Raw genomic sequence first — 10249 nt, 5'->3', positions numbered from 1 at the left:
GGCCCCCAAACAGATCATCTGTGCAGCAATGCGCAAGCTCCTACATTTTGTCTACGCCGTTCTTAAATCGGGCCAGCCATTTGACCCGAATTTTGCGCTTGCCCGATGAGGGACAAGACGGTATCTACAAAGGTCAGCCAATACCGGGCACAATCAGGTCATTCCAATAAGAGTCCGCCCCATGCTGATCGACGAAGAGTTGACCCTTAAAAAACTCGAGGTGTTCCTGGCCTTCATGCGCACCGGCAATCTGGCCCGGGCCGCCGCCGAGTTACAGACCAGCAATGTCAGCGTGCATCGGGCGATCCACTCCCTGGAAAGCGCCCTGCGCTGTCCGTTGTTCAAGCACGAAGGCCGCAACCTGACACCGCTGGAAAGCGCCTACGTGCTTGAGGAGCGGGCACAGAAGCTGATTCAGGATGTACTCGAAAGCGTACGCCTGACCCGCGAAGCCGCCGGGTTTTCCGCCGAGCGCTTCAAGTTGGGCTCGCTGTATTCGCTGACGGTGAAGACCGTTCCACAGCTGATCATGGGCCTGAAAATCCGCCGTAGCGAACTCAACATTGATCTGATTCTCGGCTCGAACTTCGACCTGTTGTACAAGCTCAAGAACATGGAGGTCGATGCGATTCTGGTGTCTCTGGACGACAGCATCAACGATCCGGACCTGGAGCACATCCCGCTGTTTTCCGACGATATCTTCCTGGCCACGCCGGCGGACTCGAAATTTGCTCAACGCTCTGAAGTCGACCTGGCCGAAGTCCGCGACGAAACCTTCATCACCCTGACCCAGGGCTTCGCCACCCATCAGGACGGCAATCGGGTATTCAGCCAGGCGGGGTTCGAGCCGAAGGTGGCGATGCAGGTCAACGACATCTTCACCCTGCTGAGCATGGTCAGCTCGGGGGTAGGATATGCGTTGTTGCCGGGGCGGATTGCGGCGGTGTACGAGAACCGGGTGAAGCTGATCCCGTTGCAGGAAAAGTATCGATTGCAGCAGCACATTGGCGTGGTGTTTCTCAAGGCCAAGGAGCGCGATCCGAACCTGCTGGCGCTGCTGGCGGAGTGCCGGATGTATGCCAACCGCCAGGCCTGAAACCGAGTCACCCCATTCGCGAGCAGGCTCGCTCCCACATTGGACTGTAATCCCCTGTGGGAGCGAGCCTGCTCGCGAAGGCGTCGGAACTGTCAAAGATAATCCAGCGGTTTAACCGACAATCCCGCGAACAATGAAGTACAACAACGATGGCCCCAACAAGCACCCAAGCCCGGTATGGAAAGTCGCGGTCAACGCGCCATAAGGCACCAGCCGCCGATCCGTCGCCGCCAACCCTGCCGTCACCCCGCTGACCGTCCCGGCCAACCCGCCAAACACCATCGCCGAACGCGGATTGTCCAGGCCCATCCAGCGTGCTGCCATCGGCGTGCCGACCATCACCAGAATCGCCTTGATCAATCCGGTGGCAATCGACAACGCCATCACGTCCGAGGTCGCGCCAATCGCCGCGCCGGTCACCGGGCCGACGATGTAAGTCACCGCCCCCGCGCCAATGGTGGTCATGCTTACGGCATCGCGATAGCCGAACGCCCAGGCCATGCAGGCACCGACAATGAACGGCAGCACCGTGCCCAGCAGCAGCGCGATCACACCGATCAACCCGGCCTTTTTCGCTTCGGTAGCCTGCACTTCGAACGCCGTGGCGACGATGGCGAAGTCCCGCAGCATGGCGCCGCCCATCAGACCGATGCCGGAGAACAGCGTCAGGTCCGCCAGGCCTTTTTGTCCGCCGGTCATCGTGCCGCCGACCCAGGCCAGCACCAGGCCGATGACGATGGCAATCGCCGAGCCGTGAATTCGCCCGAAGGTCAGGCGCTTCGAAAGAATCACTGACACCCACATGATCACGCCAACGAACGCGAACGCGGTGATCAAGCCGTTATGTTCCAGGCCTTTCTCAATGAGATCCCACATATCAGCGACCTCCTGCCGGTGCGCCAACCGAGGTTATTTCGGTCGGTTCGTCGGGCAAGGGTTCGCCCTTGTGGGTCCGGCTGATCAAGGCAATGGTGCAGCCGCACACCACCACCGAACCGATGGCCGCGAGCACCGCCACCGGGCCGCCGTGCAGGGCCGTGACCACGTTTTGTTGCGCCGCCATGGCGACTACCACCGGAATGTACATGGCGCCCCAGAAGCCGACGCCCATTTCGCAATCCCGGGTCATGCCGCCGCGTTTTTGCATCCACAACCGCGCGCAGATCAGCAGGATCATCGCAATCCCGACCCCGCCGACGTTGGATTTCACGCCCAGCAACACGCCGAGCATGTCGCCCATGATCACCCCTGCCAGCGTACAGATCGCCAACAGCGCCACACCGTAAATAATCATTGTTGTCGTCCTCAAAGTGCATCGTCGAATGTTGTTTTTGTTGTTCGAAGGCCTGAGTCGCTGATCTAGGGTTGGCGGTTTCCCTCCTCACGCAACAGCGCCTGCAGGGTATCGAGCCGGGCACCGTCGAAAGCAATCACGGTGCCCTGTTCGAACACCCGGCGCGCCAGCCCGGTCAGCACCGCACCGGGCGGCAGTTCGATCTGTAGACGTACGCCGCGCTCATAGGCGCTTTGTACCGTGCCGCGCCAATCCACCACGCGGCACATGTTGAAAGCCAGGTCGTCGCGCAAGGCTTCGATGTGGGTGACGGGGCGGGCACGGCTGCCACTCAGGTAGCCGATTTTCGGGGTTTGCAGCTGGATTCTGGCGAACGCTTCGGCAAGGGTTTTAGCGGGTATTTCCAGCAGCGGACAGTGCGACGGCACACTCACTGACAGACGCTTGGCCAGGCCGGCACCACGTTCTTTCGCCAATCCGGCCACCGCTTTCATCGCGCCATCGCTGCCGGAAATCACCACCTGGTTATCGGCGTTGATGTTGGCCAGGTACACCGGCGAATCATCACTGTGGACCTGCGCCAGCAAGCCCTCCACCGTCGCCAGATCCAGACCGATGATCGCGGTCATGCCATAGCCCCGTGGATACGCCTGCTGCATCAATTCACCGCGCAGGCTGACCAGATGCAGCGCATCGCTGAAGCTCAAGGCCCCGGCCACCACCGCCGCCGGATAGGCACCGATGGATAACCCGGCGACGTAATCCGCCGGCAGCGCCAACTGCCGCGAAGCCGCCACGCCAGCGATCAACAGGCAGAGCTGCACCGCTCTTGTCGATTGCAACGCCTCGGCAGAATCCAACAGCGAAACGTCTTCGCCGAGCACATCGCTCGCCTCGCCGAGACACTCCCGTGGCACACGCTGGAGCATACCCGGCTGCTGCGCACCCTGACCGGGGAATACCAGCAAGCTGCTCATGCCGCTTGCTCCCGTGGGTTCCACGGATCGATGACCAGACAGGCTTGAGTGGCATTTTTGAGCAACACCCGGTTAGAAGATCCGGCCCATTCGCGCAAGGCGATGGCGCCAAACGGGGTCTGCAATTGCATGTCTACCACACACGCTGGCGCATCAAGCAGCATCATCAGCTCCCGCGCTTGAGTACGGGTCAACGGCTGTGGCGTGCGTAGAATCAGGTCGAGATCGCTGCTCTCGTGCAAGGCCGTAAATCCACTGGCCAGTTCAAATCCGGCGCTGCCGCTGATACCCCATGTCCAACCGCAGTCGTCGAGCAGCGGACGCAATTGCTTGAGTGCCCGAATGACCGGCAAGTCCCGATCGATATCGACATGGCAAAGTTGCTCCGGCTGCACCCGACGCGAAACCGAAGCGATCGCCATCGACGCCGCAAAACGCTGCTCACGCAAACGCCCACGCACGCCGACCGCCACCTGCCCCGCCGTCGATACCGCACGACGCACCACCACCGGCTGCCCGGCGCCGAGCGATGCAATCGCCCACGCGGGTGCATCCGCCGGCAGCTGCCCCGGGGTCATGCCCCAGAGCAGGTCGTGGGCCATGAACGCGTTCACCACTGTTCTCTCAGCAGCTGACGAACATGGCTCGATGCCGCGCGATTGCTCGCACCCAGACGGCTGCTCAGGCCACGACCTTTCTCGGCAACATCGCCGATGGCCTGAACCAGGCACTCGGTCACCCGGCTCACATCGGCGCTCGTGGGCTGTTCGATCTGTTCCACCGCCAGGGTTTTCCAGAGCAAACCAAGGCTGGCATAGCTGTCGATGTCATAGGCCATCGGCGGCACACTGGCGGCCAGGGCTTCCAGCTCTTCGACACTGCGCAGCGTCACCCGCGCCGCCGATGCCTTGCCCATGGCATGCACCATCACCCCCGGATCACGCAGGGCGATCAGCCGATTGGCCTGATAGCCGTGAGCGAGAAACGCCCCGGACATCGCCTTGCCCACCAGTAACCCGATCACCGCATGCCCGGCCAGGCGGGCGCGGGCATAACTGTCCGCCGCGCCGGCTAATGCTTGATGAATCCCAAGGGCTTCTTCGCGACGACCGTATGCCTGGCTCGGTACATCGACAATGGCGATCAGCGCGCGTTTGTGCGGCTTGTCCCGATCAGCCGTGATGACTTCATCCACAGCCTTGGCCAAACCCCAGCCTTCGAGCAAACCGACCTCGCCGTTACGGGCGCGGGCGAAACGGTTGTCGGGATCAGCCACCACGGCGATAAACCGCACGGGTTGCTCACCCACAAAGCCATCGGCCACTTTCAGTGAAGCCGGCAAACCACCCACCGGTTTGCCATCGACATTCAAGGCGTTGAACCAGTTCAAGCCCCTGAGGGAATACGCACTCATGAGCGCTCTCCTTGATACAAGTCGCGAACCGTGGCCGGCTCGATTTGCGGTTCGGCATCCAGGCGCGCTAGCCGTTGCAGGTACAGTTCGGCCTGGCCACTACGTTGCTGCGCCGGCAAACCTTGCTGGAGCAATTCACCGACCTGCTGGCGGATCTGTGCCACGTCATCTTCGGCGTAACGATCCACCAATCCCGTGGCAAAGCGCTGCTCGCCACCGGTCAGGCTCCAGATGAAGGGACGGTCGCGGGAGTCATATTCCTCAAGCCCGGCTTCCTGCTCGATCACCTGCGGACCGTTCAGGCCCAGCCGTGCTTCCTGAGTCACCAGCAAATAGCTGCACAACCCGGCGGCAATCGACATGCCGCCGAAGCAACCGACACTGCCGGCCACGACGCCGACCACCGGCTGGTACTGGCGCAGATCGACAATCGCCGCATGGATATCGGCAATCGCTGCCAGGCCAAGGTTGGCTTCCTGCAAACGTACACCGCCGGTCTCCAGCAGCAGCACGGCCCGGGTCGGGATGCCCTTGCGGTTATCTTCGGCCGCCAGTTCCAGTGCGCCGGCGATTTTCGCCCCACCGACTTCACCGAGACTGCCGCCCTGAAAGGCGCCCTCGATAGCGGCAATCACCACCGGCAAACCGTCGAGGCTGCCCTTGGCGATCACCACGCCGTCATCGGCTTGCGGCACCACGCCCTGCCGCGCCAGCCAAGGCGACATGACCCGCTGAAACGGATCGATCAATTCGCGGAAGGTGCCGGCATCGAGCAAGGCTTTCGCCCGTTGCCGCGCGCCGAGTTCGACGAAGCTGTGTTTGTTGAGAAGCGCGGCACTGTCAGTCATGGCCGATCTCCTCGAAGCCCTGTTCCAGACGCAGGCGCACCACGCCGGGAGTGGCGCCGAAATCGTGGATATCAATGTCCATCGCCGACGGTGTCTGGCCGTCGAACATCCGCGCAAACAGATGCTGCCAGCGCTGTTCGCTGCCGTTGACCGAGGTCTGCACGGTGATGGTCAGCTTGCCGGGTTGACCGGGCTGGATCAGCACCTCCAGATCGCCGGAGCCGACACAACCCACCAGCGTGCGACCGCGTGGTGGCTGCCCGGCGGGGAATTCAAAGGATAAGGTTTCCATCAAAAGGCTCCCTGGATGAGGCTTTCGCCCGACTCGATACGGTCGATGAACAGGCAGGCGGCGAGCAGGTCGGCAGCGCCACCGGGTGAGGCATTCAATGCGATCAGTTGTTGGTCCAGCTCATGCAAGCGACGACGGCCGGCGAGGCTGGCACTGCCGCCCGCGTCGAGCACCGCCTGCGCGCCGAGCTGCATGGTGTGCAGGCCCTCTTCCCCGGCGCGGTACAGCACGCAGGTGTCGGACAGGTCAGTCATGATCGCCAGCAGTGCATCGAGCCGGGCATTCTGCTCGCCATGGCCGGCAGCACGGCTGCGCAGGAGTTGCGGCAGCGCACGCTGGGTCACGGCCGGGAAGCCGAGTTGCGCTTCTTCACGGGCACCGCGCGCACCGTAGCGTTGGGCAACTTGCGCACCGTGGCTGAGCGGACGTGGCATATAGCGGTCATCCAGCAAGGCCAGGCGTGCGGCGCGCAACGTGATGGCCCCGGCAGCGCTGGATTCAGGTTCAAGGGCAACCGCAGCGACCAACAGGCCCAAAGCCCAGATGGCGCCACGGTGAGTGTTCACCCCGTTAGTGGTGGCGAGCATCGCTTGTTCGCCCTCACGACCGATCAGGCCAATGGCTTCACGCAGCGGCAAGCCGATCTCGCCGATTTCGATAGCGGCTTCAGCCATTTCCTTGAACGCCGGCCATAGGGCCAGCGCCGAGGCGTGCATCAGCCCAAGGTGCAGATCGGTGTGCGCGCCATTTCCGCGACGGTCGACCAGTGCCGGTTTCGGCGACAGGTCCGCTTCGTCGATCAGTGCGTCCACCGCCAGGTCCGCCAGGCGTTCGGCCAGGCTCAGGGGTTTGGGTTGCAGGTTGAATGCGTGCATTACCAGCTCCTGAATTTGGCGGGCGGGTTGTAGAGGCCACCGGACCACTCCACCAGATCGGCCACGCTTTTGGCGGCGAGCAGTTCGCGGGTGGCGTCGGTGCGGCGGATGCCGAGGTCTTCGGGCAAGGCGATCAAGCCTTCGCGGCGCATGCGCGCGGTGTCTTTCGGGTTGTGGCGCAGGCCTATGGCGGTCACCCCGGCCACGGCGGCAATCATCGCCTGACGCTCTTCCAGCGAACGCGCCTTGTACAGATAGGCGATGCCTTCTTCGGTCAGCAGGTGGGTGACGTCGTCGCCGTAGACCATGATCGGCGCGAGCGGCATGCCGCTTTTCTTCGCCACTTCGACGGCGTCGAGGGTTTCGACGAAGGTCGGTTTGCCACCCTCCTGGAAGGTCTCGACCATTTGCACCACAAGCTTTTTGCCGCGCTCGAGCATCGGTTCGGCCACGTCTGTGTGACGCATGTCGAGCCAGGCTGGCGTGCCGTGGCGACGACCGCGTGGGTCGTGCCCCATGTTCGGCGCCCCGCCGAAACCGGCCAGGCGCCCACGGGTCACGGTGGAGGAATGGCCGTCGCCATCGACTTGCAACGTGGCGCCGATGAACAGGTCCACCGCGTACTGCCCGGCGAGTTGGCTGAACATCCGATTGGAGCGCAAGGAGCCGTCACGCCCGGTGAAGAACACGTCAGGCCGGGCGGCGATGTAGTTTTCCATCCCCAGTTCGGTGCCGAAGCAATGCACGCTTTCGACCCAGCCGCTTTCAATCGCCGGGATCAGGGTGGGATGGGGGTTGAGGGTCCAGTTGCGGCAAATCTTGCCTTTCAGGCCGAGGGATTCGCCGTAGGTCGGCAGGATCAGTTCGATGGCGGCAGTGTTGAAGCCGATGCCGTGATTGAGCGACTGCACGTTGTGTTTTTCGTAGATTCCGCGAATCGCCATCATCGCCATCAGCACATGCACAGGCTTGATGTGCCGTGGGTCGCGGGTGAACAGCGGCTCGATGTAGAACGGCTTGTCCGCCACCACCACAAAATCGACCCAGGAGGCCGGGATATCGACGCGAGGCAAGTCGCTGACGTCATCCACCAACTGGTTGACCTGGACGATGACGATGCCGTCACTGAAAGCCGCCGGTTCGATCAATGCCGGGGTGTCTTCGGTGCTGGGTCCGGTGTAGATGTTACCGGCACGGTCGGCCATGAAACCGGCCGAGAGCACGACGTTGGGAATCAGGTCCACCACCAGCCGTGCATAGAGCTCGATGTAGGTGTGGATCGCGCCGATTTCCAGCAGGCCGTCTTCAAGCAACTGGCTGATGCGCAGGCTTTGGGTGCCGGCGAAGGAGAAGTCGAGCTTGCGGGCGATGCCGCGTTCGAACAAATCCAGATGCTCGGAACGGCCGACGCTGGGCATGATCATGTGCAGGTCATGCAACTTTGCCGGATCGGCCTTGGCCAGGGAGCGGGACAGGAAGTCCGCCTGCTTCTGGTTATTGCCCTCCAGCACCACACGATCGCCGGGCAGAATCAACGCCTCCAGCGCCGCCACGATCTTGTCGGTGGGCAACACCACACCGTCGGCCAGACTCGCCACCTGCGCCAGACGCCGCTGCTTCTCGCTGCGTCGCCGCGTCCATCGCGAGTCGGGGGATATTGTTGTAGTCATGACCACTCCACGGGTTCGATGTCGTGGAGCTACCTTAGGAGCGATGGGGACGGAGCATCAATCAAGCAGAGTGGTGGATTGTTACGCTCAGAGTAATGGTTGTTCAAGCCGACGCCTTCGCGAGCAGGCTCGCTCCCACATTTGAATGCATTCCCCTGTGGGAGCGAGCCTGCTCGCGAAGGGGCCAGAAAAAGGCTCCCAGAATTTGAGCCATGGAATATCACAGCTCGCCCATTTGCTCCTGTACCCGAACCAGAAGCTGCGCAGAGCTTTCCAGCAACTGAGCCAACAACGCTTCATCTTCGGCCTTCAATCCACCACTACGTAAAAGATTCTCCAGATTTTCGCTGCTGCCCATCCTTGGACTCCAAAGGGTTTTCACCCATCAGGTTGATCTTGTCCTGCTGCGCTACCCGCATGACGAAGTTGTTTGCGGCCGCCAGTTTTGCGGCCCAGTCTTCAGGGGCGTAGAGCGTCAGGTTGAGGGGGCGGCCCAAGTGCTCTTCCAGAGGCATGAGCCGCTCCATCACTTCACAGTAGTGCAGGCCTTCACCGATCAGCATGAGGTCAATGTCACTGGATGCGTTTGCCTGATCCTTGGCAATGGACCCGTAAACAAAGGCCCATGTGAGTTGTTCGGCTAAGGGTTGCAGCGCGTCGCGCAGAGGCTCGGCGATGCCGAAGGTTTTGCGGGTGATGCCCAGCAGTTCGGCATAGATCGGGCAGTCGGGATTGGCTTGGTAGTGGGTCTGATTACCCAGGCGAGTCATGATCAGGATTCCCGCCCGTTGCAGGCGATCCAATTCGCGCATGAGGCTGCCTTTGCCTACTTGCGCCCAGCGGGCAATCTCGTTGGCGTAGAAGCTTTGGTCGGGTTTACCAAACAAAAGGCCCAGCACCTTTTGCTGGGTGGCGGTGAACAAGGCTTCACTCAGCGATAGTTTATTCACGGCAACGACCTATCAGTCCCAAAAAGGGAACGATAGGTCCCTTTTTGGGACTCTTCAAGTTGAGGTTTTTGTTTAAAAGATTGTCCGTAGGGACGGTGTGAGGCTACGCAATCTGACGTCGCGACCTACAACAATGCCGGAGCCCGCTGACTGGTGGGGTTTTGCGGTGATCTTTATTGTTGTGGATGTCGCTGCAAATTCAGCGACCGGGACTGGAAACCCCGAGGAGTAGAGACGCAAAAGCGCCCTTCATAACGTATGCTTGCGCACCTTGAACTGTGTGCACTCCGTTATGGCGGCTGTGCGCGGGAGACCTTCGGGTCGACCGGGTTGCCGTCTCCCGGGTTTCCAGCCTGCGTACAGCTGCCACCCCTTCGTCTTGGAAACCGAATGGGCCAGCTCCAACCCTATACGGTGATTCACTATGTTCAAAGTTACTCCCAACCCCCCGGAATCCGACACCGATCCCCTCGAAGCCGAGAAACTCAAGGAAGCCGCCGACCGCGCCTTCTCCCACTACTTCCCGCCTCCCGACGAAAAGCCTGCCAAACGCCAAAAATTCCAGCTCTACACCGTTTCTCCCGATATCGGCACCGAAGCTCTGCTGGCCAACGCCTCCGAAGATCTGCTGTCCATCAGTGCCATTGCGGCCGATCTGGCGGACGATGTGGAAGGCTCGCGGCGCTCGGTAGCGTTGGCGCTCAGCAGGATGGCCGATGGGGTGCATTTGTTGGTGGAGCGGGCGCTGGATCAGTATGAGGTGATGGCCGAGGCTAAGGTTTAGCAGACAGGTCTGCGGTGAATTTAAGGCCGCCTTCGCGAGCAGGCTCGCT

At 61.7% G+C, this 10249-nt stretch carries 13 protein-coding genes; 2 read left to right on the top strand and 11 right to left on the bottom strand.

Features of this window, described 5'->3' with window-relative positions; genetic code table 11:
- The first annotated feature begins 181 nt into the window (after nucleotides 1-181).
- Nucleotides 182-1096: a LysR substrate-binding domain-containing protein gene (locus CKW21_RS24105; RefSeq protein WP_095196393.1), complete on the top strand. Its 915-nt coding sequence runs from the start codon at nucleotides 182-184 to the stop codon at nucleotides 1094-1096.
- Nucleotides 1097-1207: 111 nt separating this feature from the next.
- On the opposite strand, the gene madM is transcribed toward CKW21_RS24105, so the two are convergent.
- From madM to CKW21_RS24055, 11 genes are all read right to left on the bottom strand, one after another.
- On the bottom strand, nucleotides 1208-1972 hold the full coding sequence (gene madM / locus CKW21_RS24100) for a malonate transporter subunit MadM (protein WP_095196392.1): 765 nt from the start codon (nucleotides 1970-1972) through the stop codon (nucleotides 1208-1210).
- A 1-nt stretch (nucleotide 1973) separates the two neighbouring features.
- Nucleotides 1974-2390, bottom strand: a complete 417-nt coding sequence (madL, locus tag CKW21_RS24095) for a malonate transporter subunit MadL (RefSeq protein WP_095196391.1) — start codon at nucleotides 2388-2390, stop codon at nucleotides 1974-1976.
- 65 nt (nucleotides 2391-2455) lie between these two features.
- A complete protein-coding gene (mdcH, locus tag CKW21_RS24090; protein WP_095196390.1) occupies nucleotides 2456-3367 on the bottom strand; it encodes a malonate decarboxylase subunit epsilon in 912 nt (303 codons plus the stop codon).
- On the bottom strand, nucleotides 3364-3984 hold the full coding sequence (locus tag CKW21_RS24085; protein ID WP_095196389.1) for a malonate decarboxylase holo-ACP synthase: 621 nt from the start codon (nucleotides 3982-3984) through the stop codon (nucleotides 3364-3366). The genes mdcH and CKW21_RS24085 overlap by 4 nt, the downstream gene beginning before the upstream one ends.
- Nucleotides 3978-4781: a biotin-independent malonate decarboxylase subunit gamma gene (gene mdcE, locus CKW21_RS24080; RefSeq protein WP_095196388.1), complete on the bottom strand. Its 804-nt coding sequence runs from the start codon at nucleotides 4779-4781 to the stop codon at nucleotides 3978-3980. Before mdcE ends, CKW21_RS24085 begins: the two co-directional genes overlap by 7 nt.
- Nucleotides 4778-5629 (bottom strand): biotin-independent malonate decarboxylase subunit beta, encoded by an 852-nt coding sequence (locus CKW21_RS24075; protein ID WP_095196387.1) that lies wholly within the window; start codon nucleotides 5627-5629, stop codon nucleotides 4778-4780. The genes mdcE and CKW21_RS24075 overlap by 4 nt, the downstream gene beginning before the upstream one ends.
- A complete protein-coding gene (locus CKW21_RS24070) occupies nucleotides 5622-5921 on the bottom strand; it encodes a malonate decarboxylase subunit delta (protein ID WP_077048439.1) in 300 nt (99 codons plus the stop codon). Before CKW21_RS24070 ends, CKW21_RS24075 begins: the two co-directional genes overlap by 8 nt.
- Nucleotides 5921-6796 carry a triphosphoribosyl-dephospho-CoA synthase gene (locus tag CKW21_RS24065; RefSeq protein ID WP_095196386.1) on the bottom strand — a complete coding sequence of 292 codons (876 nt, stop codon included), beginning with the start codon at nucleotides 6794-6796 and terminating at the stop codon, nucleotides 5921-5923. Before CKW21_RS24065 ends, CKW21_RS24070 begins: the two co-directional genes overlap by 1 nt.
- Nucleotides 6796-8466, bottom strand: a complete 1671-nt coding sequence (gene mdcA, locus CKW21_RS24060) for a malonate decarboxylase subunit alpha (protein WP_095196385.1) — start codon at nucleotides 8464-8466, stop codon at nucleotides 6796-6798. The genes CKW21_RS24065 and mdcA overlap by 1 nt, the downstream gene beginning before the upstream one ends.
- Nucleotides 8467-8686: 220 nt before the next feature.
- Nucleotides 8687-8824, bottom strand: coding sequence for a hypothetical protein (locus CKW21_RS31560; protein ID WP_170948712.1), 138 nt, complete (start codon nucleotides 8822-8824; stop codon nucleotides 8687-8689).
- Nucleotides 8787-9416, bottom strand: a complete 630-nt coding sequence (locus tag CKW21_RS24055) for a nucleotidyltransferase domain-containing protein (RefSeq protein WP_095196384.1) — start codon at nucleotides 9414-9416, stop codon at nucleotides 8787-8789. Before CKW21_RS24055 ends, CKW21_RS31560 begins: the two co-directional genes overlap by 38 nt.
- A 424-nt stretch (nucleotides 9417-9840) precedes the next feature.
- Here CKW21_RS24055 and CKW21_RS24050 point away from each other — a divergent pair, with 424 nt between their 5' ends.
- Nucleotides 9841-10200 carry a DUF6124 family protein gene (locus CKW21_RS24050; RefSeq protein WP_095196383.1) on the top strand — a complete coding sequence of 120 codons (360 nt, stop codon included), beginning with the start codon at nucleotides 9841-9843 and terminating at the stop codon, nucleotides 10198-10200.
- The last annotated feature ends 49 nt before the right edge of the window (nucleotides 10201-10249 follow it).

Origin of the sequence: Pseudomonas sp. Irchel 3A7 (genome assembly GCF_900187565.1) — a bacterium.
Lineage (GTDB): Bacteria > Pseudomonadota > Gammaproteobacteria > Pseudomonadales > Pseudomonadaceae > Aquipseudomonas.
The sequence above is the reverse complement of the archived record's forward strand: the minus strand, read 5'-3'. Positions and strand labels throughout refer to the sequence as shown.

Bases quoted from the DNA above. Each gene is read 5' to 3' on its own strand.
- mdcH (WP_095196390.1), bottom strand. From the start codon at position 3,367: ATGAGCAGCTTGCTGGTATTCCCCGGTCAGGGTGCGCAGCAGCCGGGT.
- CKW21_RS24105 (WP_095196393.1), top strand. From the start codon at position 182: ATGCTGATCGACGAAGAGTTGACCCTTAAAAAACTCGAGGTGTTCCTG.
- CKW21_RS31560 (WP_170948712.1), bottom strand. From the start codon at position 8,824: ATGGGCAGCAGCGAAAATCTGGAGAATCTTTTACGTAGTGGTGGATTG.
- mdcA (WP_095196385.1), bottom strand. From the start codon at position 8,466: ATGACTACAACAATATCCCCCGACTCGCGATGGACGCGGCGACGCAGC.
- mdcE (WP_095196388.1), bottom strand. From the start codon at position 4,781: ATGAGTGCGTATTCCCTCAGGGGCTTGAACTGGTTCAACGCCTTGAAT.
- CKW21_RS24050 (WP_095196383.1), top strand. From the start codon at position 9,841: ATGTTCAAAGTTACTCCCAACCCCCCGGAATCCGACACCGATCCCCTC.
- madL (WP_095196391.1), bottom strand. From the start codon at position 2,390: ATGATTATTTACGGTGTGGCGCTGTTGGCGATCTGTACGCTGGCAGGG.
- CKW21_RS24065 (WP_095196386.1), bottom strand. From the start codon at position 6,796: ATGCACGCATTCAACCTGCAACCCAAACCCCTGAGCCTGGCCGAACGC.
- madM (WP_095196392.1), bottom strand. From the start codon at position 1,972: ATGTGGGATCTCATTGAGAAAGGCCTGGAACATAACGGCTTGATCACC.
- CKW21_RS24070 (WP_077048439.1), bottom strand. From the start codon at position 5,921: ATGGAAACCTTATCCTTTGAATTCCCCGCCGGGCAGCCACCACGCGGT.
- CKW21_RS24075 (WP_095196387.1), bottom strand. From the start codon at position 5,629: ATGACTGACAGTGCCGCGCTTCTCAACAAACACAGCTTCGTCGAACTC.